We start from the raw sequence: 25,855 nt of genomic DNA on the forward strand, positions 1-25,855 counted from the left end.
TTGTAAATATTATATTAAGAGATGATTCCATGATTACTTCAAAGAATTTAGTTCATCATGAATTCATAGGATTAAAAGTTCATGTTATGAATCCGAATAATCCTTCTCTTAATTTAAAAGGAACAGTTATTGATGAGACAAAAAATACCATTAGTATTGAAGAAGAAGATAACAGCGAAAAAATGATTCCTAAAAATGGAACATTTTTCGTGTTTGAACTTCCGAATGGGGAAAAAGTTAAAATTGATGGTAATATTTTGTCCATTCGTCCTGAAGATAGAATAAAAAAAAGATTTAAAAAAATATAAATGGTGATAATATGGTTGGGCTTAACGTTCAAGAACCAGAAACTACATGTAATGATCCTAATTGCCCTTTTCACGGAACTTTATCTGTAAGGGGTCAAGTTCTTGAAGGAATTGTTGTAAGTGACAAAGCAGAAAGGACTATTACTGTTGAACGTAGTTACTATAAATTCATTAAAAAATATGAAAGATATGAAAAAAGGAAATCTAAAATCAATGTTCACAAACCAGATTGCTTAAATGTGAATGTTGGTGATTCTGTAAAAATTGCAGAATGTAGACCATTAAGTAAAACTAAACATTTTGTTTTAGTTGAAGTTAAAGGAGAGTAAATATTATGAAACCATTAACCTCAAGTGTAACTAAAGCATTACCAATTGGAGCAACTCTCCAATGTGTTGACAATACTGGTGCTCGTGAAATCGAAATTATTTCCGTAAAAGGATTTAAAGGTGTAAGAAGAAGACTCGATGTTGCTGGTGTTGGAGACTTAGTTGTTGCTTCTGTTAAAAAAGGAACTGCTGACATGAGAAGAGAAGTTGTCAACGCAGTTGTAGTTAGACAAAAAAAGGAATATAGACGTGCTGATGGTCTTCGTGTTAAATTTGAAGATAATGCTGCTGTCATTATTACTCCAGAAGGAATTTTAAAAGGATCTGAAATTAGAGGTCCTGTTGCTAAAGAAGCAGCTGATAGATGGCCGAGTGTAGGTAGTGCGGCTAATATTTTAGTATAGGTGAAAAAATGTCAATTCAACCAAGAAAACAAAGAAAAGCTCGTTATACTGCTCCTGCTCACGCACGTGGTAAATACTTAAGTGCTTCTGTAAGTAAAGATTTAAGGGAAAAAGTAGGTAAAAAATCTTTACCAGTCAGAACCGGAGACAAAGTTAGAGTTGTTCGTGGAGACTTCAAAGGACATGAAGGAGAAGTTCTCACTGTAGATTACAATTCTTACAAAGTTACTATTAATGAAGTTACTTTATCAAAACCTGATGGAACTGCTACTTTCCTTCCAGTTGATCCATCTAACTTAGTGATTATTGAAGCAGATTTAAAAGACGATAGAAGAATTAAAAATAAAGGAGATAATTAATATGGCTAAAATGGGATCTAGAAAACATCTTAAAAGATATAAAGCACCTAAATCTTGGCCTATTCATCCTAAAGAAGATACTTGGACTGTAAAACCTTCCGCAGGTTCTCACTCCATTAACAATTCTATTCCATTAACTTTAGTTATCAGAGATGTTTTAAAATTAGCTGATAATGCTAGAGAAGCAAAAAGGATTATCAACTCTGGTAATGTTTTAATTAATGGAATTGTTGTTAAAGATTATAAATTCCCAGTAGGATTTATGGATGTTATTGATATTCCAAAAACTGAGGAATCTTATAGAGTTCTTTTAGATAGAAAAGGAAGATTACAATTAAAATTAATCGAAGACGCAAGTGCTAAATTATCTAAAATTGTTAATAAAACCACTATTAAAGGTGGAAAAACTCAATTAAATCTTCATGATGGTAAAAATGTTATCATTGAAGAAGATGCTTACTCTGTTGGAGATGTAATTTGTTTAAAAGTACCTGAACAAGAAATTGTTGATGTATATTCATTAGAAAAAGGAGCTACTGTTCTTGTTACTGGTGGTAAACACACAGGTGAATTAGGTACTGTATCTGAAATTATTGAAAATAAATCTACTAACCCTAACACTATTATTATTGAAAATAGTGCTAAAGATGAATTCTTAACTTTAAAAGAATATGCATTTGTAGTTGGTAATGATGCACCAGTAATCGATTTATTGGAGGTTAATAAATGAACCCAATGAATGAAGTACGTATCGAAAAAGCTACTGTAAGTATCGGTGTTGGTGAAGCAGGTGAAAAATTATCTCGTGCTATTACTCTTTTAGAAAGTATGTTCGATCAAACTCCTGTTAAAACTTTTTCCAAAGTTACTAACCCAGAATGGGGAATTAGGAAAAAACAACCTATCGCATGTAAATTGACTTTACGTGGGGAAAAAGCAGAAAAAGCTATTAATATGGTTTTAGATGGTATTAATAGAAATATTAGACCTACTCAATTTGATGCACAAGGAAACCTTTCTTTTGGTATTAAAGAACATATTGACATTCCAGGTATGAGATATAATCCAGATATTGGTATTTTTGGTATGAATGTTTCTATTACCTTTGAAAAACCAGGTTATAGAATATCTAAAAGAAAAATCCAACAAAAGAAAGTTCCTCAAAAACATAGAATTTCTAAAGAAGAAACTATGAAATTTATGGAAGAAAACTTTAAAGTTAATTATATAACTGAATAAGGTGATATTTTGCCAAGAAAATACGGAAAAGCTGCTAAAAAATGTAGTCGTTGTGGAGATCACTCTGCTATGATTAGTAGATATGGATTAAACTTATGCAGACAATGTTTTAGGGAAATTGCTCCTAAAATTGGATTTAAAAAATATAATTAGAGGTAATTACTATGAGTCTTATGGATCCTCTTGCTGATGCTTTAACTAATATTAGAAATAATGAATTACAAGTAAATGATTCTTGTGTTATTTCTCCTGCTTCCAAATTAATTGGACAAGTTTTAAGCACAATGCAAAAAGAGAATTATATTGGTAATTTTGAATATGTTGATGACAATAGGGCAGGTAAATTCAATGTTGAATTAATCGGTAACATTAACAAATGTGGTGTTATCAAACCTCGTCATGCTGTTAAAAAAGATGAATTTGAAAGATTTGAAAAAAGATATTTGCCAGCAAAAAACTTTGGTATTTTAATTGTCACTACTCCTCAAGGAATTATGACTCACAATGAGGCTAAAGAAAGAGGAATTGGTGGACGTTTGTTGGCTTACATGTATTAGGTGATAAAATGGTAGTAGCTGCAGCTATAAGGGAAGAAATTGAAATCCCTGAAGGCGTTGAAGTTATAATTGAAAATAATGAGGTCTCTGTAAAAGGACCTAATGGGGAAGACTCCAGAAAATTTACTTATCCTAATGTAAGTATTAAGGAAGAAGATGATGTTGTTATTTTAGAAACAGCATTCCCTAAAAAGAAAGATAAAGCAATGATTGGAACTACAAGAGCACACATTAACAATATGATTGTTGGTGTAACTGATGGTTTTACTTACCATATGAAAATTGTATTCGCTCACTTTCCAATGACTGTAAAAGTTCAAAAAGATACTGTTGTAATTGACAACTTCCTTGGGGAAAGACACCCAAGGACTGCTAAAATTGTAGGTTCTGCTAAAGTAGCAGTTAAAGGTGATGAGGTAACAATTACTGGTGTTAATAAGGAACATGTTGGTCAAACTATGGCTAACTTAGAACAAGCAACTAAGATTAAAGGAAGAGATCCTAGAGTATTCCAAGATGGAATATACTTAATTAGCAAAGAATAAATTTGGTGATTTAAATGGCTAATAAAAGATTTAAAAGACAAGAATATGCTCGTTATAAAAAACTTGGAATCAAATGGAGACGCCCTAGAGGTAAAACCAGTAAAATGAGAAGATATGAAGCTGGTAAACCTGACATGCCAGCAATTGGTTACAGAACCCCTAGAGCTATTAGGGATTTACACCCTTCAGGATTCAAAGATGTTCTTGTTCATAATATGCAAGAATTAGAAGACTTAGACCCAGCTACTGAAGCTGCAAGAATAAGTGCTTCTATCGGGAAAAGGAAAAAAGATTTAATGCTCGCAAAAGCATTAGAACTTGGTATTAAAGTTTTAAATAAATAAATAAATCATAATTATAGGCCAGTCAATTCCGGGTTTTTATGAATTGAAATGGTTATTAAATTAAATTAAAATAAGGGAATTTAGATTATATCTAAATTTAACAGCTATGCTGTATGGAGGATTATATATATGAATCTTACAACTCAAAAAAGATTAGCTGCTAGTATACTCAAAGTAGGTCTTAATCGTGTTTGGATTGATCCAGAAAGATTAGAAGAAGTATCTATGGCAATTACTAGGGAAGGAGTAAAGCAGTTAATTAATGATGGTGCTATTAAAGCAAAACCTCAAAAAGGTATTAGTAGCTACAGATCTAAAAAAATTAAAGAACAAAAAGCAAAAGGAAAAAGAAAAGGTAGAGGTAGTATTAAAGGAGCTAAAAAAGCTCGTAATCCTAAGAAAAAAGCTTGGATGACTACTATTAGAGCTTTGAGAAAAGATCTTAAAGAAATGCGTGAAGATGAAATAATTGATGTTACTACCTACCGTAAATTATACAAAATGGCTAAGGGTGGCGCATTCAGAAGTAAATCTTACATGAGAAACTATGCCCGTGACCATGATTTAATTAAAGGAGATGAGTAAACATGGCACAAGGAACTAATTATAAAGTAGCTTTCAGAAGAAGAAGAGAAGGTAAAACTAATTACGCAGCAAGAATGAAATTAGTCAGCTATGACAAAGCTCGTTTAGTTGTTAGAGTTTCTAACGCTCAAGCTACTGTTCAAGTTATTAATTATGCTCCTGAAGGAGATTTAACTGTTGCTTCAGCTGTAAGTAAACAATTAGCTAAATATGGTTACTTAGGACACACTAGTAACATTAGTGCATTTTACTTAACTGGTTATCTTTGTGCTAAAAGAGCTTTAGCTCAAGGTGTTGAAGATGCAATTTTAGACATTGGTTTAAAATCTCCAATTAAAGGATCAAAAATCTTCGCAGCTCTTAAAGGTGCTATTGATGCAGGTTTAGAAGTTCCTCACGGTGATTCTATTTTCCCAGATGATGACCGTATTAATGGAGGACATGTTGCTGCATATGCTGAATCTTTAGACTCCGAAGAAGTTGCTAAAAAATTCTCAAAGTATTTTGAAAGAGGTCTTGATCCTAAAGATTTACCTGCAAACTTTGAAGAAACTATTAAGAATATTGATGAGGCAGAGGAATAACTATGAGTTTTAATATTGATGAGTGGGAACCTAAAACTAAATTGGGTAAATTAGTTAAAGATGGAACCATTACTGATATCGATGAAATCTTTGAAAAAGGTCTTCCAATTATGGAATTAGAAATAGTTGATGCCTTAATTCCTGATTTAGAAGAAGAAGTAATGGATGTTAACTTAGTTCAAAGGATGCATAAATCTGGTAGAAAAGTTAATTTCAGAGTAATTGTTGCTGTAGGTAACAAAAATGGTTATGTAGGATTAGGCCAAGGTAAAGCTAAAGAGGTTGGTCCTGCTATTAGAAAAGCTGTAGACAACGCTAAATACAATCTTATTAAAATTAGAAGAGGTTGTGGAGATTGGGGTTGTGTATGTGGAAGAGAACACACCGTACCATTTAAAGTACAAGGTAAAACCAGTAGTGTAAGTGTAAACTTAATCCCTGCACCTGCAGGAGTAGGTTTAGTGATTGGTGATGTTGGTAAAACTATCTTGAAACTTGCTGGTATTCATGATGTATGGTCTCAATCTTTCGGACAAACTCAAACTACTGTAAACTTCGCTAATGCAGTATTTGCTGCTTTAAAAGAATTAAGTAATGTAAAAGCAAGTCAAAAAGACCTCAAAAAAATGGGCGTTAACTACTAAATGGTGATTATATGTTTTTAGTTATTAGAGTTAGAGGAACTACTGGTGTTATTCAGAATATTGCTGACACCTTAGATATGTTAAGACTTAACAGAATCAGCCATGCAGTACTCGTTGAAGAAAATCCTAGTTTTGAAGGTATGCTTCAAAAATCTAAGGATTACATCACTTGGGGTGAAATTGATGCAGAAACTTTATCTGCTATCATCACTAAAAGAGGAAGACTCCCAGGTAATGTAAAAGTCACTGATGAATATGTTGCTGAAAATACTGATTACAAAGATATCGCTGATTTAGCTCAAGCTGTAATTGAATCTAAAGTTAAATTAGCTGATGTTGGAATTAAACCTGTATTCCGTTTACACCCTCCTAGAAAAGGATATGAAGATATTCGTTTATCTGTACAAGAAGGTGGATCCTTAGGTTACAGGGGAGAAAATATTAAAGAACTCGCAAAGAAAATGCTTTAAACCGGGTGTGTATTTATGATTAGAACAAAACGTAAAATTAACAAACAAAGAGGTTCTAGATCCAACGGTGGAGGCTGTACTAAAAAACGTAGAGGTGCAGGTAACAAAGGTGGAAAAGGAAAAGCAGGTATGGGTAAACAACATTGGACCTGGACTGTAATCCACGACCCTAACCACTTTGGTAAACACGGTTTCAAAAGACCTCAAAAAATGATTAATAAAATTAATGCTGTTAATTTAAATTATTTAGAAGAACAAGCTGATAAGTTAATTGCAAATGGTAAAGCATCTCAAGATGGTGATGCTATTGTGATTGATGTAACTGAATTAGGTTACGACAAAGTTTTAGGTAAAGGTAAAATTACCAAAACTTTCAAAATTTCAGCTCCTCAATTTTCAGCATCTGCTGTTGAAAAAATTGAAGAATTAGGAGGAGAAGCTATAGAATTATAGCTTTTTTCTCTTTTATATTATTAGAGGAAAAAAATGTCATCACTAGAATTTTTAGAGCCGGTCTTTAGAATAATTCCTGAAGTTAAATCTCCTGTTCACAGAGAAGATTTTAATGAAAAGCTTAAATGGACTGCTCTTGTTTTAGTTTTATATTTTATATTGACTGAAATCCCATTATATGGGTTAGCTCCTGGAGCTATTGATTCATTTGCTCAGTTGAGAGCAGTTATGGCAGGAAGCTTCGGTTCTATTCTTACTTTAGGTATTGGTCCGATTGTTACTGCGTCTATTGTTTTACAATTATTAGTTGGTTCAAACATTTTGGATTTGGATTTATCTTCTCATAAGGATAAATCTCATTTCCAAGCTACTCAAAAAATTCTTTCTATTGTTTTTACAGTCTTTGAAGCAGCTGTTTTAGTATTAACTGGTAACTTATTACCAATTGATGGTTCTTATACTTTAATATTAATTGCTCAACTTGTTGTTGGTGCATTAGTAATTATTTACCTTGATGAAGTTGTTTCAAAATGGGGATTTGGTAGTGGTATTGGTTTGTTCATCGCAGCAGGTGTATGTCAAGCTATTATTGTAGGTACTTTCAGTTTCTTAAATGGTGCAGATGGATTATTTGCAGGGATTATTCCTAAATTCATCCAACTCGCTGCTGGCGGTACTATAGATCTATCTATTTTAGTTCCATTATTAGCAACTATCATTGTATTCATAGTTGTTTTATATGGTGAAGCAATGAAAGTAGAAATTCCTATTTCTCATGGTCAAGTTAAAGGTCATGGTAGGATTAGAGGATCTGTTGGTAAATATCCATTGAAATTTGTTTACTCAAGTAATATGCCCGTAATTTTAACAAGTGCATTACTTGTGAATGTTACTTTGTTTGCAAATATTTTCCAAAAAGTTGGAGTCCCAATTTTAGGACATCTTGAAAATGGTAAAGCTGTTGATGGTATTGCTTGGTTGTTATCCACACCTAATTTATCCATGTTTGTCACAGAACCAATTCATGTTCTTGTATATGCATTATTCTTCTTGGCTTGTTGTATAGTATTCTCATACTTATGGGTAGAGATTAGTGGATTAAATGCTAAAAAGATTTCTGAGCAACTATATAAATCAGGTATTCAAATACCTGGATTCAGAAGTAGTAAACGTCAATTATATAAAATTTTGAAAAAGTATATTCCTGCACTAACTATTATTAGTGGTATTTATGTAGGACTTATTGCTTTCCTTGCAGATTTAACTGGTGCTTTAGGTGGAGGTACTGGTGTTTTACTTACTGTAGGTATTCTTCATAAACTTTATGAGGAAATGGCTCAAGAACAACTTATGTCTGCAAATCCTGTTCTTAGGAAAGTTTTAGGAGGAGATTAATATTTCTCCTTTTTTTCTTTTAACGATATGTGGGGGATTAAATTGAAATTAGTAGTATTAACTGGTATTCCTGGTTCTGGAAGTACAACTTTACTTAATAAAGCTTTAGAACAAGTTGATTATGTGCATTTAAACTATGGAGACATAATGACTGAAATTGCAATTAAGGAAAATATTGTTGAAGATAGGGATTCTTTAAGAAAATTACCAGCTGAAACACAAAAAGAAATTCAAGCTAAAGCAGCAAAAGAAATAAAACAAAGATCTGAAAATGATAATGTTATTGTAGATACTCATTGTACTATTAATACACCTGCTGGATTTTTACCAGGACTTCCAATTTGGGTTTTAGAACAATTACAACCAGATCTTTTTATTTTAATTGAAGCTAATGCTGATGAAATTATTTATAGAAGATTAAATGATGAATCTCGTCAAAGAGATGTTCAAAAAGCTAAAGAAATTAAATTACATCAAGAAATGAACAGAGCAACTTCCATGGCTTATGCTACTTTAACTGGTGCTACTGTTAAAATAGTTGAAAACCATGATAATCATTTAAATTCTTCTGTTTCAAAATTAGTTGATGTTTTAGAGTTATAAATTATTATTGAGGTATAATATGTTTGAGATTATTTATGATGCTTTGAATACAATTTTCAATCCAATTCTTGCTATGGATCCAAACCCAAGCAATCCTGCTTTAACTGTATTGATTATTGCATTTATTGTATCTTTAATTACAACTATTGCTAATAAGTATTTAGTTGACCAAGATGCTTTAAATGAAAAACAAGCAAAAATGCAAGAGTTTAATAAAGAGCTTAGAGATGCTCAAAAAAGAGGTGACGGTAAAAAAATGGCTGAACTTCAGGCTAAACAAGCGGAAATGATGAAAGAGAATACTGCAATGATGTCTGAACAGTTTAAACCAGTGATTGTTACTTTTGTTCCTATTATTTTAATATTCTTTTGGATGAGAACATCTGCAATTCATGATTTGGTAATTATATTGCCATCCACTGTTTATTGGGTTACTTTGACTCCTCTTTGGCATTTTGTTGGTAGTATTTTCTATGGTGGTCAAGCTACAATTCCATATGGAATTGGTTGGTTATTGTGGTATATGATTTGTACATTTGGTATGAGTCAAATTTTAAGAAAATTCTTAGGATTCAAACAAGGGTTCTGAATAACTCTAAAAAACTATACCTTTATTAATAATGAGAAATATATATTATAGTATTCTATTTTGAATACGCTATTACACAATTATTAAATTATTAAAATTATTATAGGTGATTAAATGCCTGCTAATAGGTTTAGATCAAGATCATATAAAAGAGTTCGTAAAAACACTCCTGGTGGAGAAAATGTTTTAAGATACAAAAAGAAAAAACCATCTAAGCATGTTTGTGCTGAATGTGGTGCAATATTACATGGTGTTCCTCGTGGACGTCCATATGAAATTAGAAAATTATCAAAAACAGCTAAAAGACCTAGTCGTCCATACGGTGGGTACTTATGCTCAGCTTGTGCTCGTAAACATTTCAAAAACGAGGCTAGGAAATAATGATAATTACAATCGGCGGATTAGCTGGAACTGGAACAACTACACTTGCTGAAGTGCTAAGTGAAAAGTTAAATGTTCCTTATATTTCTGCAGGTTTCATCTTTAGAGAGATGGCTGCTGAAAGAGGAATGAGTGTTCTTGAATTCAGTGAATTTGCTGAAGGTAATGATGAAATTGATAAAGAAATTGATAAGCGACAAGCTGAAAAGGCTAAATCTTCAGATAATTTAATTCTCGAAGGGAGATTATCTGCATTTTTTGTTGAAAATGCTGATTTAAGAATTTGTTTAATGACACCATTTGATGTTAGATCTAAAAGAATAGCTCAAAGAGAAGATAAATCTGTAGATGTAGCTAAAAGCGAAATTATTATTCGTGAAGAAAGTGAAGCTTTAAGATACAAGGAAATCCATAATATTGATATTAATAATATGGAAATCTATGATTTAATTATAAATACTGATAGCTTTGATCCAGAAAGTATATCAGAAATCATTACAACAACATTAAAGGTGATATAAATGGCATCAATCGAAGTAGGTAGAGTATGTGTTAAAACTGCTGGTAGAGAAGCAGGTAAAAAATGTGCAATTGTTGAAATTATTGATGAAAACTTTGTAGAAGTAATTGGTGAAGCTGTAAGAAACAGAAGATGTAACATTGCTCACTTAGAACCAACTGCAGATTCCATCGATGTTTCTGGTGATGCAGAATCTATCAAAGTAGCTTTAGCTGACTTATAAATTTAAATGAATAATTAAATTTATTCATATCTTTTTTTATTTAACTATTTTTTTTATTTATTGTTCAAGGGTTTTTTCATGAAGTTTAATATGGTAATCAAGTCTAAAAGTTTTACTTCTCCGGATTTTGGATGTAAACCGGAGGAAAGAGAGATTTCTGAATATATTTCTAAAGGTGTAATCAATTTAGATAAGCCATCTGGTCCGACTTCTCATGAAATTGATTCTTGGGTTAAAAGAATTTTACCATTAGAAAAATCGGGTCATGGTGGTACACTTGATCCTAAGGTAACTGGAATTTTACCTGTTGGTTTAAATGATGCTACAAGAGCCATTCAATTATTATTAACTGCTCCTAAGGAATATGTTTGTTTATTAAAATTACATCAGGATGTTGCAGAAAAAAGAATTCGTGAAGTATTTAATGAGTTTATAGGCAAAATTTATCAACTTCCACCTGTAAAATCTGCTGTAAAACGTGAATTAAGGACACGTAATGTTTATTATGCAACTATCTATGAAATTGAAGGTAGAGATGTTTTATTTAGAATAGGATGTGAAGCAGGAACTTACGTTAGAACTTATTGTCATAATATTGGAGAAGCTTTGGGTGTTGGAGCTCATATGGCAGAACTTAGAAGGACTCAAGTAGGTTCATTTAATGAAAAAAATAATTTAGTAACATTACAGGATGTAACTGATGCATATCATTTTTATATTGAAGATGGTGATGAATCATTTTTACGTAATACTATAATGCCGATGGAAAGGGCAGCAGATTACTTGCCAAAAATCAGGGTTAAGGATTCAGCAGTAGATGCGATTTGTCATGGTGCGGATTTAGCTTGTGGTGGTATTGCAGAATTGGCAGATAATATTCAAAAGAATGATATTGTAACAATTGAAACTCTTAAAGGGGAGTTAATTGGTGCGGGTCGTTCATTGTTGACTTCTAATGAAATTTTAGAAGCAGATTCCGGTTTTGCAGTTACTGTTTCTAAGGTATTTATGAAACCTGATACTTATCCGAGATTTTGGAAATAATTTTTTTCTTCTATTAAAATTCTAAAATTTCTTAATTAATTAAGGGATTGCTTTATTTTGGTGCTGGATTATTTAATGATTAATATCCTACAAACAATAGATAAAAATTATTTTGTCTAATGTATATTTAGAGAATTATTTTTTGTTTCTTTTTTTTAAAAAAATTGGTATGGTTTAACAAAACCATTTTGTATTAAAATAATAATTTTATATAAAATAATAGAAATGGAGAAGTTAGAATGCTCCTCCACCTCCACCTCCTGATCCTCCTCCGCCGGTACCGAAGTCACTGGAATCAGATGTAGTGCTTATACCAGTATTGTATGCAGAATATATCATATCATATCCTCCATAATAATGATACATGAATACTCCGTCATCATATTCTGACATATTTGGGACTTGCAGTTTCATGGACTTGTAGACATTATCTGCTATTCCAAGAGCAGCACCATAAATTAAGTACTTCTTCCAAATAACTATTGATTCTGGTGGGTGTTCTTTAATTAAACTATTGTCTTTAAGAAATTTTTTAAGATTTTCCCATTTTAATGTATATAATCTACCTTCTTCAGTCCATTTTCCAAAAACATCATCGTTAGCAGGGAGGAGTATTGCTGAAAATATTACTAGGAATATTCCTCCCATTAGAGAATAGATTCCACTTGCGAGGTTTGTCATATTTCCGAGAATTATTAGTATTGTGCCAAATACTATTCCTACCACCGCCAGGATTTTAATTAAAATAGCACCAGTATCATTAAAGAATCTGTCTTTATCAATTTCATCTTCAACAGACTTTTTCCATTCATTGAATTTATCAATAAACCATTGGGCATTTGTTTCTGATGATAATATTTTTCTAAACGATGAAAGGTTTAAAGTATTGTCTGTTGAAAAATGTTTCAGTGTATCAAAAATAATCTGTTCACTTTTACTTAATCCGTCTTTAGAATTGAATGTTAGAATTAACTCTTTAAGGTCATTATCTATATTCTCATGAGTGTTTAATTTTATTGCTTTTTTATCAATAATATTCATTATGGAAGCTTCAAATCCTTTTATATTTGGTGTTCCAATATATCCTTTATTTTCGACAAATGCATTAACGACTTCTGGCGGATCATTTGTGGGTAAATCTCTTTCATAAATTCTATCATATGTCACTTCAGGTTCTCTACCATACCTGATATATATTATTATTGCACAAATAGGACTTAAGATAGTTAACAATCCTAAGATTAGATATGCTGTATTCCAAAAGTTATGTTCGTTAATACTTTCCTCTAAATTTTTCAAGGTCATCTCACGACCATCTTTATTTACATGTTTTGCATAGGGCGCATCATTAAAGTCATCAATAGGCATTAAAGCAACTAATTCATATGATTCTCCTTTTGGGATGGATGTGCTTTCAGAGGTTATGGTAGTCCCGTTTATTGCTGAGGTTTTGTTGTATTCTTGGGGATTTAGATAATATTGATTGTCTTTGTCTCCAGGTAAATTCACAACTGTTGTCAGTTCTTCAACACTAACATCCCACTGTTCGCCCCATAGTTTATAGTGGAGTCCACCAACATCATTAAAAAGAGTTACAACGCCAACCATATCATAAGTTATATGTATTGTTACATCACAATCTTTTATCTTTTTTGTATGTGCAGCATCTGCATATAAGTATATTTTCAAATGTTTATTGCCATTGGTGTCACTTTCTTCTAAAACAGGATAAGCACCATCTGCTGATATTCTAATGTTTTCAATACTTTCTCCAGATTTTAATGGAATGTTTCTATAAACTCCATTAAATTCCCCATTAAATGAATAATTATACTTTTCATCTACATGTAGTAGACCATCATTTCCAACGGTCAGTTCAATGAATGCATGATCAATGCTGTAACTTTTATCATCGTCATCAGCTGATACCATTGTCACTGTTGAAAATAATATTAAGAAAAGTAGAATTATATAAAATGCTCTTTTAACATTCATATAAATCAATTTTATTAAAATTTAACTTCTGGAACTACTTTTTCTGCTTCAGATGCTTCAAAGAACTCTTCTATTTTAAAACCAAATATTTTTGCAAGGATGCTACTTGGGAACTGTTGACAAGTATTGTTGTATTTTAAGACAACATCATTGTAGAATTGTCTTGCGTAAGAAATTTTATCTTCAGTTTCACTTAGTTCAGTTTGTAATTGCTGGAAATTAGTATTTGCTTTTAAGTCAGGGTAATTTTCAGCAACGGCAAAGAGTGATTTTAATGCACCAGTCAATTGATTATCTGCAGTGCTGGTTTCTTCAATGGAAGATGCATTCATAATGTTAGTTCTTGCTTTTGTTACTTCTTCGAGTACTTCTTTTTCATGAGTAGCATAACCTTTGACTGTTTCAATAAGGTTAGGTATTAAGTCATTTCTTCTTTTGAGTTGTACATCTATTTGGGAATAACTGTTTTTCACACGGTTTCTAAGTCCAACAAGATTGTTGTACATGTGAATTAATGTTCCTACAATAAATATTACTATTATTACTGTTACTATTATCATTATCCAATCCATAATATCACTAGTTTTACTTTTTTATATATTATATATATAATTTCTTTTTGTTTAACCTTTATTAATGAGGAAATCATTATTATCTATTATGCAAATATTGCACAAATTAATTTTTATTGGGAATTTACTGTCAAAAAACAATACATTTATATATGTGAATATAGATATAATTTACTATCGTATCATTCTAGGTAATACGATTTGCAAGTATTTTGCTGACTATTTTATGCCGAGATAGTCTAGCCTGGTAAGGCGCGAGACTGGAAATCTCGTGGGCATTTCGCCCTCCTGGGTTCAAATCCCAGTCTCGGCGTTTATTAGTTTTTAACTATATTTTTTTAACTTTATAAAATACTTGTTAGACTGATATTTTTGCACTCTTAGTTATTGTTAACTAAGTTTATACTGTTGAAAGAACTGTGTTTTGTTAATCAAAACATTCGAATCTATAATTCACGTCTCGTAGGTTCGCTCTATAAATGGAGGTTATTTGATGGAAGACGATTTTAAGCATTTAGTGCGTATTTCAAGAAAGGACGTAAATGGTAATAAAACCATTGAACAAGCTTTAACTGAAATTAAAGGTGTAGGAATCTCTTTATCTAAAACTATGTGCCGTACTTTGGACTTAGATTTAGATGCTAAAATTGGATACATCGCTGACGAAGATGTTTTAAGAATTGAAGAAATTTTAGAAAACCCTCAAAAATTTGATATTCCTAGATGGATGTTAAACCGTAGGGAAGACTATGAAACTGGTGATGACATTCACTTAATTGAATCTGATCTTGATATGACTTTAAGAGATGATTTAAACAGAATGAAAAAGACCAGAAGTTACAAAGGTAGAAGACACGAAGTTGGTTTACCTGTTAGAGGTCAAAGAACAAAATCTACTTTCAGAAAAAGTTCTTCAGTTGGTGTAAAACGTTCACGCGGATAGACATGGAACTTTTTTTTTAAGAAATTTAATATTTTAAATTCAATTTTATAAAGGAGATGTTTTAATGGGACAACCTAGAAAATCAAGGAAAAAGTATAATACACCACCACATCCTTGGAATGCGGAAAGAATTAAAAATGAAAATAAATTAATGGCTAAATACGGTTTAAAAAATAAAAAAGAAATTTGGAAAGCTGATACTTTAGTCAGAAGATACAGTAGGGAAGCAAGATATTTACTCGGTTTTGCTACTGATCAAATGCAAGATGAAAAATTAGAATTATTAGGACACTTAGCTAGAACTGGTATTTTGCCTGAAGGTGCTGCTCTTGAAGAAATCTTAGATTTAAATGTAGAAGATATCTTAAGAAGAAGATTACAAACTATTGTATATAATAAAGGTTTAGCTCGTACTCCTAAAGAAGCAAGAATGTTTGTTGTACATGGACACATAGCTTTAAATGGTAAGAAAATTAATTCACCAAGTTATGTTGTTTTAAAAGGTCAAGAAGATGATATTGGATTTTACCGTTCTTCACCTGTAGCTAAACAAATTGAAGAGTACAACAATAATAAAGCTGACAAAGTTAATACTGAGGAATAGAGGGTGTAATTATGGCAAAAGATGAAAAATGGGGTATAGCTAATATTTACTCATCATTCAATAACACTATTATTACTGTAACAGATATTACTGGTGCTGAAACTATTTCCCAATGGTCTGGTGGAAAAGTTGTACGTGCAGATAGACAACAAGCTTCACCTTTCGCAGCTATGGCTGCAGCAAATAGAATTGCTGATGATGCAAAAGAAAAAGGATTCGTTGGTTTACATATTAAGGTAAGAGCTCCTGGTGGAAATGGACCTAGAAGTCCAGGTCCTGGTGCACAAGCAACTATTCGTGCTTTAGCAAGAGCTGGAATTAAAATAGGAAAAATAGAAGATATTACTCCTATTCCTCACGATGGTACTGGAAGACCTGGTGGTAAAAGAGGAAGAAGAGTTTAGATGGAAGGGTTTAATATGGAGATAGAAGTTAAAAGTCAAAAGGATGATGAAATTGTATTCATTGTTCGTGATGCAGAAGTACCTTTTGTTAATGCAATTAGAAGATGCGCTATGGTTAATGTTCCAAAAATAGCTATCGAAGATGTAAATATCATTAGAAATGATTCTGCTATGTTTAATGAGGTACTTGCTCATAGACTTGGTTTAACTCCTTTAGTTTCTGATTTTGATGCTCTTGAAGGATTATCTTTGCCGGAAGATGATGATTGGGAAGAGTACACTAATGGGATTATTTTCACTTTAAATGAAGAAGGACCTAAAGTAGTTTATTCAAAGGATTTAATATCTTCAGACTCAAAAATTAAACCAGTATACGATACCATTCCTTTAGTAAAACTTAAAGCTAATGAGAAACTTAATATTGAAGCTGTTGCGAAAGTTGGATACGGAAAAGATCATGCAAAATGGATGCCAACTACTGTTTGTGCTTATAAACAATATCCTGAAATTACTTTCAATGATGATTTGGAAATTGATTATGATTGTGCATCTGCATGTCCTAGAGGTGTTTTAAAATCTGATAAAAGATCTAAAAAGATTAAGGTTTTAGACATTGAAAACTGTTCTATGTGTAAGAGTTGTGTAAGAGCTTCAACTAATGGATACATTAATGTAGGGTATCGTGAAAATGATTTCATATTTAGAATAGAAACTGATGGATCAATGCCTCCTAAAGAAGTTTTATTAAAAGCTTGTGAAGTATTAGGTGAAAAAGCAGATAAGTTTATCAGATTTAGTGAAGAAGGAGGAAGTAAATAATGGCTAAAAAGATTATAAAAACTAATCCTAACCTTATTGAACTTATTAATAAACTTTATGAACAATCAAGAAACGAAGATGTAGCTATCTGGAAAGATGTTGCACAAAGGCTTGAAAGGTCTAATAGAAGAACCGCTGAAGTAAATTTGTCTGATATTGCAAGACATGCTGAAGCTGGTGAAACTATTTTAGTACCAGGTAAAGTTTTATCAAATGGTAATTTAACAGAAAAAGTAGATGTTGTAGCATTAAAATTCTCAGCTAAAGCACAAGAAAAAATCGAAAGTGCTGGTGGAGAATGCATCGCAATTGATGAAATAATCGAATCTAATCCTAAAGGATCAAACATTAGGATTATGGAATAGGTGTTATTATGATTATTGATGGAGAAGGATGCGTTTTAGGAAGATTAGCTAGTGTAACTAGTAAAAATCTTTTAGAAGGCGAAGAAGTAATTATTATTAATGCTGAAAAAATCATGTTGACTGGTAATAAGGATTGGGCTTATGCTAAATATAAACAAAGAGTTGACAGGGCAAGTATCTCTAACCCTCGTGATTTAGGTCCTAAATATCCTAGAAGACCAGATGATATTTTTAGAAGAACTGTAAGAGGTATGTTACCTTTCAAAAAATCTAAAGGTAAAACTGCATTCAAAGGATTAAAAGCATTCGTTGGCGTACCTGCTGAATATGCAGATGCAGAACTCACAGCAGTTCCTGAAGCAGAATACAAAAACATTAAAAAAGGTATAGAATTAGGAGAAATCTCCAAACTTTTAGGAGCTACCTTTTAGATAAAATGGATGTGTAATTATGGTTAAAGTTATTCATACTAGTGGAAAACGTAAAACAGCTATCGCAAGAGGTACTGTTCGTGAAGGAACTGGTAAAGTTAGAATTAACAGAGTTCCTTTAGAACTTTATTCTCCAGAGCTTGCTAACTTAAAATTACAAGAACCATTAACCTTAGCTGGCGACTTGGCTAATGAAGTGGATATTAATATTCATGTTATTGGTGGAGGAGTAATGGGTCAAGCTGAAGCTGCACGTATGGTTATTGCAAAAGGACTTGTTCAATGGTCACAAGATATGGATTTAAAAGATAAATTCATTCAATACGACAGAACTATGTTAGTTGGTGACCCAAGACGTTCCGAACCTAAAAAATACGGTGGTCCTGGTGCAAGAGCTCGTAAACAAAAAAGTTACAGATAATTTTTCTGTACTTTTATATTTTATTTAAATTAAAAAGATGATATAATGATTCCTATTAGGTGTTTAAGTTGTGGAAAACCTGTATCAGCAGTATTTGATGAATATAACAAAAGAGTTGCTGATGGTGAGAAATCTAAAGATGTTTTAGATGATTTAGGTTTAACTAGATATTGTTGTAGAAGAATGTTAATTTCTCATGTTGAGACATGGGAATAATTTTACATGTGTAGGGATATTTTTTTAATAAAATATAATCTTGGTAAAATATATGCCTAAAATGGAAGTAATATTCATGGATGTTGAAAAAAGATTAACAAGGTTTGAAAGAGCTAGACTTCTCGGAGCTAGAGCAATTCAAATATCAATGGGTGCTAAACCTCTAGTTGAAATTAAAGATTCTTTAGACCCTATTGATATAGCTTACGAAGAACTTAAAGCTGGAGTTTTACCATTAGATGTTATCAGATATGAATAAATAGTGTATCTATTTATTCCTAATATTTATTTAAAAAAAATAAAAAATACCAATATAACTCTATAAATTAACTTACTGATTTTTTCGGAGTATAGGTTAGTTGGTAATAAATTAATTGGCACTGAGGTGTTTTTTTTGGTTAGTATAATAGAGGATGTCCAAGTTCGAAAGATTTTGGACAGCAGAGGTAATCCTACTATTGAAGTAGATGTAATTACTTGGAATAGTAAGGGTAGAGCCGCTGCACCTAGTGGAGCAAGTACTGGTTCAGGAGAAGTAGTACCATATCCTAAAGGTGGAATCGATGAGGTTGTTAGTGAAATGGAAGATTTAATCGCTTCTGAACTTATCGGGATGGATGCTGATGATTTAGCAGCTATTGATGAAGTATTAAAGGAAGTTGATGGAACAAATGATTTATCTGCTATTGGAGGTAATACTACTGTTGCTATATCAATGGCAGTATCTAAAGCTGCAGCTGCATCTTATAACATGCCATTATTTAAATACATTGGTGGGAATTTAGTAAATGAATTACCTTTTCCTTTAGGGAATATGATGAATGGTGGAGTACATGCAGGTATTAATGCACCAGATATTCAAGAATTTTTAGTTGTTCCTGTTGGAGCTACTAATATTGGTGATGCAATTTTTGCAAATGCTTCTGTTCATAAAAGAATAAAAGATTTAATTCAAACTAAGGATTCAAACTTTACTGGAGGTAAAGGTGATGAAGGTGGTTGGGTACCTAATATTTCAAATGATGCTGCTTTAGAAATTCAAGCTCGGGCTTGTGAAGAAGTAGGGGATGAATTAGGTATTGAAATTAGACCTTCTCTTGATATGGCTGCATCTGAATTATGGAATGCAGATGAGCAAAAATATATTTATGCTCAAGATGGTATTAAAAGAGATACTGGAGATCAAATTGATTTCGTAAAAGATATTATTGATACTTACAATATGTTTTATGTAGAAGATCCATTTAATGAATCCGACTTTGGAGGGTTTTCTCAATTGACTGCGAAAGTTGGAGATAAATGTCTTATTTGTGGTGATGATTTATTTGTAACAAATAAGGAATTATTAGCCAAAGGTATTAAGATGAATGCTGCGAATGCTATCATTATCAAACCTAATCAAATTGGTTCTTTATCTGAAACTTATGCTACTGTCAAATTAGCTAAAGAAAATAATATAATCCCTGTTGTGTCACATAGGTCTGGTGAAACTACTGATGAAACTATTGCTCATTTAGCAGTTGGTTTTTCATCTCCATTGATTAAAACTGGAGCTATTGGTGGGGAAAGAATAGCTAAATTAAATGAACTAATTCGTATTGAAGAGGAACTTCCAAATTCAACTATGAGTAAATTTAAATAGTTTTGGGGGAGAATAATTATGGCTAAAGTAACTATTGATTATGATAAATGTGATGGTGCAGACTGTGCAGAATGTTCTGACGTCTGCCCTATGGAAGTATTAGTTCTTAAAGGAGACAAAATTGAAATTGTCAATCCTGAAGAATGTAGTTATTGTGAAGTATGTATGGATGTATGTCCAAATGATTGTGTTAAAATTGAAGATGATTTTTAAATAGGTGATAAAATGGCAAATGATGAACTTTTAATTGATTTAGATAATTATTTAGCAGCTGGTTTACATATTGGTACTCAACAAAAAACCAGTGATATGGAAAAATATATATTCAGAGTAAGATCTGATGGTTTATACGTATTAGATATTCAAAAAACTGATGAAAGAATCAGACAAATTGCAAAACTTTTAGCAAAATATGATCCAGAAGATATTTTAGTAGTAGCTACCAGACAATATGGTCAAGCTCCTGTTAAAAAATTCGGAGAAATTACTGGTGCAAAAACTATTCCTGGTAGATTCATCCCTGGTACTTTGACTAATCCAAATTATGCTAAATTTATTGAACCAAAAGTTATTGTTGTAACTGACCCAAGATCTGATGCACAAGCAGTTTTAGAATCTAAACAAAATGGTATTCTTGTTGTTGCATTATGTGATACTGAAAACTTACTCAGTTTTGTTGATATTGCAGTACCTGTTAACAACAAAGGTAGAAAAGCTATTGCTTTAGTTTACTGGTTACTTGCAAGACAAATTTTAAGAGAAAGGGGAGAAATTCCTGAAGATGGTGAATTAGATATTGATTCTACTGACTTTGAACTTAAATTTTAAGTGAGTTAAATGTTAAGAAAACCTGCTGTAGCTGGATCATTTTATCCGAATAATGCTGAAGATCTAAAAAGGCTAATTGAGAGTTGTTTTTTAGATGAATCTGGCGTTGGTTTATTGCCTAAGTTAATTAAGTTTGAGGGCAAAAATTATCCTATTAATGTTATTGTTCCACACGCAGGTTATCAATATTCTGGTACAATAGCTTCTTATAGCTATTGTGATATTGTTAAAAATGGTTTTCCTGAAGTTTTTATTATTATAAGTCCAAATCATACGGGTTTTGGTAGTGAAATTTCTGTTTTTAATGAAGGTGAATGGATAACACCTTTAGGGAATGTGGAAGTTGACAGTGAATTTGCAGATGAAATAATTTCTATTTCAGATATTGCAAGTTCAGATTTTAGTGCTCATGTTCATGAACATAGCATAGAAGTCCAACTACCTTTCCTTCAATATTTTTCTTCTGATTTTAAAATTGTTCCAATTACTATGGGAACACAAACTTTTACTACTTCAAATGATTTAGCTAATGCTATTTTTGAAGCGGGGAATAATTTAGATAAATCTTATTGTGTTATTGCAAGTACTGATTTATCTCATTTTAATAATCAGGAAAAAGCTAATAAGGTTGATGGTTTTGTTTTAGAAGATATTGAAGAAATGAATGAATTCAAATTATTTGAAGAAGTTGTTCAGTATAATATTACAATGTGTGGTTATGGTCCTGTAATGACCAATATTTCACTTTCTAAAAGATGTGGGAAAAAATCTTGTGAAATATTAGCATATCAAACTAGTGGTGATGTTACTGGTGATTTTAATTCTGTTGTGGGATATGCTTCAGGAGTATTTAAATAAGGTGTTTTTTCATGATTGCAAAAGCTTCTGCTCCGGCAAAAACTATTTTATTTGGTGAACATTCAGTTGTTTATGATGAACCTGCAATTGCGGGGGCACTTAATAAAAGGGCATATGTTACAATTAAAGAGTCTGAATCGGATAAATCTATTTTTAGAGCTTTAGATATAGGTTTTGAAGCAGAGTTACTTTTAAAAGAAAAGAAATATGTTTTAACAAGGGGAAAACCAGGTATTATTAGATATATTTTAGAAGCTCTTTACAGAGTACATGACCACTCTCCAATCGATATAACATTATCATCAAATGTCCCTATTGGTTCGGGACTTGGATCATCAGCAGCAGTTACTGTAGCTACACTTGCTGCATTATATAGATATCATAATATTCGTTTTAATAAAAAATCTTTAGCACATGAAGCTCATATGGTAGAGCAGGCAGTTCAGGGTATAGCTAGTCCTCTTGATACATTAGTTTCTACTTATGGTGGACTTGTTTATTTATCCAGAAATAAAAAAGTTGAACATTTTAAAGTAAACTTTAATGCTCCTTTGGTTGTAGGGTATACTACTAAGCATGGAAATACTGGAAAAATGGTTAAAGATGTTAAAAATTTAAAAAATAGGAATCCAAAAATTATTAATCCTACAATTACTGCAATGGGTAATTTAACTAATTATGCAAAACAAGCTATTTTGAAAAAGGATTATAATAAAGTTGGTGAATTAATGAATATTAATCATGGATTTTTAGATGCTATTGGTGTTAATACATTAGAATTATCTCGTATGGTGTATAATGCAAGAGAAGCTGGAGCTATAGGTTCTAAAACTACTGGTGCTGGTGGTGGAGGAAGTATTATTGCACTTTGTCCGGGTAAAGTTGAGGAAGTTGCAAATGCTATTGCTCGTGATGATAATATTCTAAAAGTTAAATTTACTAGAAGAGGAGTGTCTTCAAGGGTTTATAAGTGATTTCATGATTATTTTAAAAATTGGGGGAAGTAGTTTAACTAATAAGGACTCTTCTAAAAGTGAAGTTAATTTTAAGAGTCTTGAAAGAATTGCTTTAGAGATTAAATCTTCTTTAAATAATTCTCCAAAAGAATTAATTATTGTCCATGGTGCTGGATCATTTGGACATCCTCCTGCTAAAAAATATAAAATTGGTGAAGTATTTGATAACTCTGAGTATCCGCAAAAAAGGATAGGATTTTGTGAAACTCAGAATGCTGTTAAAAAATTGAATATGCATGTTTGTGAAGCCTTTATTGAACAAGGTTTACCTGTTGTTGCAATTCCAGCTTCAAGTTTTATGACAGCTACTAATAAAAGAATAACTCATGGTAACTTAGATTCATTTAAAAATTATTTAAAAAAAGGATTTATTCCAGTAATATATGGTGATGTTGTATTGGATGATGAACTAGAAATTTGTGTTATTTCTGGTGATCAATTAATCCAATATTTAGCAAGGAATCTAAACCCTGACCAAGTAATTCTTGGAACTGATGTTGATGGTGTATATAACAAAAATCCAAAAACACATGATGACGCTGTATTTTTTGATAAGTTCTCTTCTCTTGAAGATTTAGAAACATTAGAAGGAACTACAAATATAGATGTTACAGGTGGAATGGTTGGAAAAATTAAAGAATTGTTATATTTGGCGGATTTAGGAATTGAATCCAAAATAATAAATGCTGAAGTTGAGAATAATATTTTTAGAGTATTAGAAAATGAAGATGTAAAAGGAACTGTAATTTCAAGGGGAAATTAACATGATTTCAGATAGAAAATTAGAGCATTTATTGATTTGTGAAAATTATGATGTTTCATTTAAAAATAAAACTACTGGTTTTGAGGACATTGAATTAATCCATAATGTTTTACCGGAAATTGACAAACAGGAAATTGATTTATCCACTTCTGCTTTTGGTAAAAAATTAGATTCACCTTTATTTATTACAGCTATTACTGGAGGACACCCTGCTGCAAAAGAAATTAATAAGCAATTAGCTATTACAGCTGAGAATAATAATATTGCATTAGGTGTTGGATCTCAAAGAGCAGCATGTGAACATCCTGAACTTGAGGATACTTATACGGTTGTTCGTGAAAATGCGCCTAACTGTTTACTTGTTGGTAATATTGGTGCACCTCAATTGGATTTAGCTGAAAAAGCAGTTGAAATATTGGATGCGGATATTTTAGCAATTCATTTAAATCCTCTTCAGGAATCAATACAACCTGAAGGTGATTTGGATGCAAGAGGATATTTTGATTTAATTAGTCAGATTACAAGTTCTGTTGATATTCCTATCGTTGCAAAAGAAACTGGTTGTGGTATTTCAGCAGAATCTGCAGGAGTATTAGTTGATGCTGGTGTTGATTTTATTGATATTGAGGGTGCTGGAGGAACTAGTTGGGCTGCTGTTGAAACATACCGAGCCGAAGATAGATATTTAGGTGAAATATTTTGGGATTGGGGAATTCCAACTGCAGTTAGTACGGCTGAAGTTGCTAGTGCTGTTAATGTTTCATTAATTTCATCTGGTGGAATTCGCAATGGTCTTGAAGCAGCAAAAGCAATTGCCCTTGGAGCAGATGCTGTAGGTATGGCTTTACCATTCTTAAAAAATGCTACTTCACAGGAACAATTAAACAAATTTATTTCAAGATTTAATGATTCATTAAGAATTGCAATGTTTTTAGTGGGTGCCAGCAATATTGAAGAATTAAAAGAATCTAAGCTAGTTATTCGTGGAAAAACAAGGGAGTGGCTTAATGAAAGAGGTATTAACACAAAAAATTATTCAAGGAGATAGAACATGAGCGTTGAAGTAATCGCTATTGGAGGATACCAAGAAGTTGGGAAGAACATGACTGCTGTTAAAATTGGTGAAGATGTCATCATTTTTGATATGGGTATTCATTTGGATAGAATTAGTATGCATGAAGATACTGATATTGATAGAATGCATAGTCTAGATTTAATTGAAAGAGGAGTTATTCCTGATGATACATTAATGAAAGATGTTGATGGTAAAGTTAAAGGAATAATCTTTTCACACGGTCACTTAGATCATATTGGTGCTGTTGCTAAATTGGCACATAGATATGATGCACCGTTAATTGGAACTCCATATACTGCGGCTTTAATTGAGAAACAAATTAAAGGAGAACGTAAATTTAAAGTAAATAATCCAATTAGACCTTTAAATGCTGGTAGTAAATTAAAACTTTCAAAGGATATTACTTTAGAGTTTGTTCAATCAACTCACAGTATTCCACAAGCAGTATTTCCAGTTTTACATACTCCGGAAGGACTCATTGTTTATGCTTTGGATTTTAAGTTTGATAATCATCAAAAAGTATCTCCACCACCTGATTATAAGAGATTAAGAGAATTAGGTAGGGAAGGAGTACTTGCTTTAATTGTAGAAACTACTAACGCTACTAATTATAATGAAGTTAAAACTCATTCTGAACGTGTTGCTAGAAATATCTTAGAAGATGTAATGAGAGGACCTCTTCAAGAAAAAACTGGTATGATAGTTACTACATTTTCATCTCACGTTGAGCGTGTGCAAGCTATTGCAGATATTGCTAAAAAAAGCCATAGAGAAATATTCTTCTTAGGTAGATCTATGGAAAGATTTTGTGGTATTGCACAAAAGTTAGGTATCTTAAAATTACCTAAAAATGCAAGTATCTACGGATCTCCTAAAGCAATTAATAAAGCTTTAATGAGAGCTGATGAAGATAGGGCTAACTATTTACTTGTAACTACAGGACACCAAGGTGAACCTGATGCATTACTCCCAAGGATTGCTAATGGAAGAACTCCATTTAACATTAAAAAAGGAGATAATGTAATTATTTCAGCACCAATTATTCCAAATCCAACAAATGCTGCAAACAGACATATTATGGAAAGAAGATTAAAGTTAAAAGGTGCAAGAATTTATCCTAATGCTCATGTCTCTGGACATGCTGGAAGAGAAGACCACAGAGAATTCTTACGTATGTTAAAACCACAACATATTATACCAGCACATGGAGATTTAACCATGCTTGCAGCTTATGCTGAACTTGCAGAAGAAGAAGGATACAGAATTGGATATGATGTCCATATCTTAAGGAATGCTCAAGCACAAGTTTTTAAAAGTTAAGAGGTAT

The 25,855-nt window shown here is 31.9% G+C and carries 41 protein-coding genes and 1 tRNA gene; 40 read left to right on the forward strand and 2 right to left on the reverse strand.

Annotated features, from left to right (window positions below; genetic code table 11):
• Positions 1 to 29 precede the first annotated feature (29 nt).
• The 22 genes from rnp1 to ACI389_RS01425 all read left to right on the forward strand — a co-directional run bounded on the left by rnp1 (position 30) and on the right by ACI389_RS01425 (position 11,576).
• Entirely contained in the window at positions 30 to 308 is a 279-nt protein-coding gene (rnp1, locus tag ACI389_RS01320; RefSeq protein ID WP_439779756.1) for a ribonuclease P protein component 1, read from the forward strand.
• Between the two features lie 11 nt (positions 309 to 319).
• Positions 320 to 637, forward strand: a complete 318-nt coding sequence (locus ACI389_RS01325) for a 30S ribosomal protein S17 (RefSeq protein ID WP_439779757.1) — start codon at positions 320 to 322, stop codon at positions 635 to 637.
• Between the two features lie 5 nt (positions 638 to 642).
• Positions 643 to 1,041 carry a 50S ribosomal protein L14 gene (locus ACI389_RS01330; protein WP_067043685.1) on the forward strand — a complete coding sequence of 133 codons (399 nt, stop codon included), beginning with the start codon at positions 643 to 645 and terminating at the stop codon, positions 1,039 to 1,041.
• Positions 1,042 to 1,049: 8 nt separating this feature from the next.
• Complete coding sequence (gene rplX, locus ACI389_RS01335; protein ID WP_439779758.1) at positions 1,050 to 1,400, forward strand: 50S ribosomal protein L24; 351 nt, start codon at positions 1,050 to 1,052, stop codon at positions 1,398 to 1,400.
• A gap of 1 nt (position 1,401) precedes the next feature.
• A complete protein-coding gene (locus ACI389_RS01340) occupies positions 1,402 to 2,130 on the forward strand; it encodes a 30S ribosomal protein S4e (RefSeq protein WP_439779759.1) in 729 nt (242 codons plus the stop codon).
• On the forward strand, positions 2,127 to 2,639 hold the full coding sequence (locus ACI389_RS01345; protein WP_439779760.1) for a 50S ribosomal protein L5: 513 nt from the start codon (positions 2,127 to 2,129) through the stop codon (positions 2,637 to 2,639). Before ACI389_RS01340 ends, ACI389_RS01345 begins: the two co-directional genes overlap by 4 nt.
• A 9-nt stretch (positions 2,640 to 2,648) precedes the next feature.
• Positions 2,649 to 2,792 (forward strand): 30S ribosomal protein S14, encoded by a 144-nt coding sequence (locus tag ACI389_RS01350; RefSeq protein ID WP_069574686.1) that lies wholly within the window; start codon positions 2,649 to 2,651, stop codon positions 2,790 to 2,792.
• Positions 2,793 to 2,803: 11 nt separating this feature from the next.
• Entirely contained in the window at positions 2,804 to 3,196 is a 393-nt protein-coding gene (locus ACI389_RS01355; protein ID WP_439779761.1) for a 30S ribosomal protein S8, read from the forward strand.
• Between the two features lie 8 nt (positions 3,197 to 3,204).
• On the forward strand, positions 3,205 to 3,741 hold the full coding sequence (locus ACI389_RS01360; RefSeq protein ID WP_439779762.1) for a 50S ribosomal protein L6: 537 nt from the start codon (positions 3,205 to 3,207) through the stop codon (positions 3,739 to 3,741).
• Positions 3,742 to 3,755: 14 nt separating this feature from the next.
• Positions 3,756 to 4,085 carry a 50S ribosomal protein L32e gene (locus tag ACI389_RS01365; RefSeq protein ID WP_069574683.1) on the forward strand — a complete coding sequence of 110 codons (330 nt, stop codon included), beginning with the start codon at positions 3,756 to 3,758 and terminating at the stop codon, positions 4,083 to 4,085.
• 129 nt (positions 4,086 to 4,214) lie between these two features.
• Positions 4,215 to 4,670 (forward strand): 50S ribosomal protein L19e, encoded by a 456-nt coding sequence (locus ACI389_RS01370; protein WP_439779763.1) that lies wholly within the window; start codon positions 4,215 to 4,217, stop codon positions 4,668 to 4,670.
• A gap of 2 nt (positions 4,671 to 4,672) precedes the next feature.
• Positions 4,673 to 5,254 carry a 50S ribosomal protein L18 gene (locus ACI389_RS01375; RefSeq protein ID WP_439779764.1) on the forward strand — a complete coding sequence of 194 codons (582 nt, stop codon included), beginning with the start codon at positions 4,673 to 4,675 and terminating at the stop codon, positions 5,252 to 5,254.
• 2 nt (positions 5,255 to 5,256) lie between these two features.
• Entirely contained in the window at positions 5,257 to 5,898 is a 642-nt protein-coding gene (rpsE, locus tag ACI389_RS01380) for a 30S ribosomal protein S5 (protein ID WP_439779765.1), read from the forward strand.
• 11 nt (positions 5,899 to 5,909) lie between these two features.
• Positions 5,910 to 6,368: a 50S ribosomal protein L30 gene (locus tag ACI389_RS01385; RefSeq protein WP_439779766.1), complete on the forward strand. Its 459-nt coding sequence runs from the start codon at positions 5,910 to 5,912 to the stop codon at positions 6,366 to 6,368.
• A 15-nt stretch (positions 6,369 to 6,383) separates the two neighbouring features.
• Positions 6,384 to 6,821, forward strand: a complete 438-nt coding sequence (locus ACI389_RS01390; RefSeq protein WP_439779767.1) for an uL15m family ribosomal protein — start codon at positions 6,384 to 6,386, stop codon at positions 6,819 to 6,821.
• Positions 6,822 to 6,854: 33 nt separating this feature from the next.
• A complete protein-coding gene (secY, locus tag ACI389_RS01395; protein WP_439779768.1) occupies positions 6,855 to 8,216 on the forward strand; it encodes a preprotein translocase subunit SecY in 1,362 nt (453 codons plus the stop codon).
• Between the two features lie 42 nt (positions 8,217 to 8,258).
• Positions 8,259 to 8,819 (forward strand): adenylate kinase, encoded by a 561-nt coding sequence (locus ACI389_RS01400; RefSeq protein WP_439779769.1) that lies wholly within the window; start codon positions 8,259 to 8,261, stop codon positions 8,817 to 8,819.
• Positions 8,820 to 8,838: 19 nt separating this feature from the next.
• The gene (locus ACI389_RS01405; RefSeq protein WP_439779770.1) at positions 8,839 to 9,408 is read left to right on the forward strand and encodes a DUF106 domain-containing protein; all 570 of its coding nucleotides are present in this window, start codon (positions 8,839 to 8,841) and stop codon (positions 9,406 to 9,408) included.
• Between the two features lie 114 nt (positions 9,409 to 9,522).
• Complete coding sequence (locus ACI389_RS01410) at positions 9,523 to 9,789, forward strand: 50S ribosomal protein L34e (RefSeq protein ID WP_439779771.1); 267 nt, start codon at positions 9,523 to 9,525, stop codon at positions 9,787 to 9,789.
• On the forward strand, positions 9,789 to 10,310 hold the full coding sequence (cmk, locus tag ACI389_RS01415) for a (d)CMP kinase (RefSeq protein WP_439779772.1): 522 nt from the start codon (positions 9,789 to 9,791) through the stop codon (positions 10,308 to 10,310). The genes ACI389_RS01410 and cmk overlap by 1 nt, the downstream gene beginning before the upstream one ends.
• Complete coding sequence (locus tag ACI389_RS01420; protein ID WP_439779773.1) at positions 10,311 to 10,532, forward strand: 50S ribosomal protein L14e; 222 nt, start codon at positions 10,311 to 10,313, stop codon at positions 10,530 to 10,532. It abuts the gene before it with no gap.
• Between the two features lie 78 nt (positions 10,533 to 10,610).
• Positions 10,611 to 11,576 (forward strand): RNA-guided pseudouridylation complex pseudouridine synthase subunit Cbf5, encoded by a 966-nt coding sequence (locus tag ACI389_RS01425; protein WP_439779774.1) that lies wholly within the window; start codon positions 10,611 to 10,613, stop codon positions 11,574 to 11,576.
• 234 nt (positions 11,577 to 11,810) lie between these two features.
• Here the strand turns inward: ACI389_RS01425 and ACI389_RS01430 are convergent, their stop codons facing one another.
• A complete protein-coding gene (locus ACI389_RS01430; RefSeq protein WP_439779775.1) occupies positions 11,811 to 13,571 on the reverse strand; it encodes a DUF2207 domain-containing protein in 1,761 nt (586 codons plus the stop codon).
• 14 nt (positions 13,572 to 13,585) lie between these two features.
• Positions 13,586 to 14,143 carry a LemA family protein gene (locus ACI389_RS01435; RefSeq protein WP_439779776.1) on the reverse strand — a complete coding sequence of 186 codons (558 nt, stop codon included), beginning with the start codon at positions 14,141 to 14,143 and terminating at the stop codon, positions 13,586 to 13,588.
• Positions 14,144 to 14,371: 228 nt separating this feature from the next.
• Between ACI389_RS01435 and ACI389_RS01440 the strand changes: the two genes are divergently transcribed.
• The 18 genes from ACI389_RS01440 to ACI389_RS01525 all read left to right on the forward strand — a co-directional run bounded on the left by ACI389_RS01440 (position 14,372) and on the right by ACI389_RS01525 (position 25,848).
• A tRNA-Ser gene (locus ACI389_RS01440) sits at positions 14,372 to 14,456 on the forward strand.
• Positions 14,457 to 14,636: 180 nt separating this feature from the next.
• Positions 14,637 to 15,086 (forward strand): 30S ribosomal protein S13, encoded by a 450-nt coding sequence (locus tag ACI389_RS01445; protein ID WP_069574669.1) that lies wholly within the window; start codon positions 14,637 to 14,639, stop codon positions 15,084 to 15,086.
• A 64-nt stretch (positions 15,087 to 15,150) separates the two neighbouring features.
• Entirely contained in the window at positions 15,151 to 15,690 is a 540-nt protein-coding gene (locus ACI389_RS01450) for a 30S ribosomal protein S4 (RefSeq protein ID WP_432644654.1), read from the forward strand.
• Positions 15,691 to 15,701: 11 nt separating this feature from the next.
• Positions 15,702 to 16,094 carry a 30S ribosomal protein S11 gene (locus tag ACI389_RS01455; protein ID WP_305513389.1) on the forward strand — a complete coding sequence of 131 codons (393 nt, stop codon included), beginning with the start codon at positions 15,702 to 15,704 and terminating at the stop codon, positions 16,092 to 16,094.
• Positions 16,095 to 16,109: 15 nt separating this feature from the next.
• The gene (locus tag ACI389_RS01460) at positions 16,110 to 16,913 is read left to right on the forward strand and encodes a DNA-directed RNA polymerase subunit D (RefSeq protein WP_439779777.1); all 804 of its coding nucleotides are present in this window, start codon (positions 16,110 to 16,112) and stop codon (positions 16,911 to 16,913) included.
• Positions 16,913 to 17,278 carry a 50S ribosomal protein L18e gene (locus ACI389_RS01465; protein ID WP_432644651.1) on the forward strand — a complete coding sequence of 122 codons (366 nt, stop codon included), beginning with the start codon at positions 16,913 to 16,915 and terminating at the stop codon, positions 17,276 to 17,278. The genes ACI389_RS01460 and ACI389_RS01465 overlap by 1 nt, the downstream gene beginning before the upstream one ends.
• Before the next feature lie 8 nt (positions 17,279 to 17,286).
• The gene (locus tag ACI389_RS01470) at positions 17,287 to 17,709 is read left to right on the forward strand and encodes a 50S ribosomal protein L13 (RefSeq protein ID WP_178785419.1); all 423 of its coding nucleotides are present in this window, start codon (positions 17,287 to 17,289) and stop codon (positions 17,707 to 17,709) included.
• A gap of 19 nt (positions 17,710 to 17,728) precedes the next feature.
• Complete coding sequence (locus tag ACI389_RS01475; RefSeq protein ID WP_439779778.1) at positions 17,729 to 18,130, forward strand: 30S ribosomal protein S9; 402 nt, start codon at positions 17,729 to 17,731, stop codon at positions 18,128 to 18,130.
• Between the two features lie 45 nt (positions 18,131 to 18,175).
• Positions 18,176 to 18,346 (forward strand): DNA-directed RNA polymerase subunit N, encoded by a 171-nt coding sequence (locus ACI389_RS01480; protein WP_439779779.1) that lies wholly within the window; start codon positions 18,176 to 18,178, stop codon positions 18,344 to 18,346.
• A 61-nt stretch (positions 18,347 to 18,407) separates the two neighbouring features.
• Entirely contained in the window at positions 18,408 to 18,605 is a 198-nt protein-coding gene (locus ACI389_RS01485; protein ID WP_439779799.1) for a DNA-directed RNA polymerase subunit K, read from the forward strand.
• 135 nt (positions 18,606 to 18,740) lie between these two features.
• Entirely contained in the window at positions 18,741 to 19,988 is a 1,248-nt protein-coding gene (gene eno / locus ACI389_RS01490; protein ID WP_439779780.1) for a phosphopyruvate hydratase, read from the forward strand.
• A gap of 18 nt (positions 19,989 to 20,006) precedes the next feature.
• The gene (locus ACI389_RS01495; protein ID WP_439779781.1) at positions 20,007 to 20,201 is read left to right on the forward strand and encodes a 4Fe-4S dicluster domain-containing protein; all 195 of its coding nucleotides are present in this window, start codon (positions 20,007 to 20,009) and stop codon (positions 20,199 to 20,201) included.
• A 12-nt stretch (positions 20,202 to 20,213) separates the two neighbouring features.
• A complete protein-coding gene (gene rpsB, locus ACI389_RS01500; protein ID WP_439779782.1) occupies positions 20,214 to 20,816 on the forward strand; it encodes a 30S ribosomal protein S2 in 603 nt (200 codons plus the stop codon).
• A gap of 9 nt (positions 20,817 to 20,825) precedes the next feature.
• The gene (locus tag ACI389_RS01505) at positions 20,826 to 21,674 is read left to right on the forward strand and encodes an MEMO1 family protein (protein WP_439779783.1); all 849 of its coding nucleotides are present in this window, start codon (positions 20,826 to 20,828) and stop codon (positions 21,672 to 21,674) included.
• Positions 21,675 to 21,685: 11 nt separating this feature from the next.
• Positions 21,686 to 22,648, forward strand: a complete 963-nt coding sequence (gene mvk, locus ACI389_RS01510) for a mevalonate kinase (RefSeq protein ID WP_439779784.1) — start codon at positions 21,686 to 21,688, stop codon at positions 22,646 to 22,648.
• A gap of 4 nt (positions 22,649 to 22,652) precedes the next feature.
• A complete protein-coding gene (locus ACI389_RS01515) occupies positions 22,653 to 23,453 on the forward strand; it encodes an isopentenyl phosphate kinase (protein ID WP_439779785.1) in 801 nt (266 codons plus the stop codon).
• Position 23,454: 1 nt separating this feature from the next.
• On the forward strand, positions 23,455 to 24,501 hold the full coding sequence (fni, locus tag ACI389_RS01520; protein WP_439779786.1) for a type 2 isopentenyl-diphosphate Delta-isomerase: 1,047 nt from the start codon (positions 23,455 to 23,457) through the stop codon (positions 24,499 to 24,501).
• A gap of 3 nt (positions 24,502 to 24,504) precedes the next feature.
• Positions 24,505 to 25,848 (forward strand): RNase J family beta-CASP ribonuclease, encoded by a 1,344-nt coding sequence (locus ACI389_RS01525; protein WP_439779787.1) that lies wholly within the window; start codon positions 24,505 to 24,507, stop codon positions 25,846 to 25,848.
• Positions 25,849 to 25,855 lie beyond the last annotated feature (7 nt).

It is taken from the genome of Methanobrevibacter sp. (assembly GCF_051877095.1).
GTDB lineage: Archaea > Methanobacteriota > Methanobacteria > Methanobacteriales > Methanobacteriaceae > Methanocatella.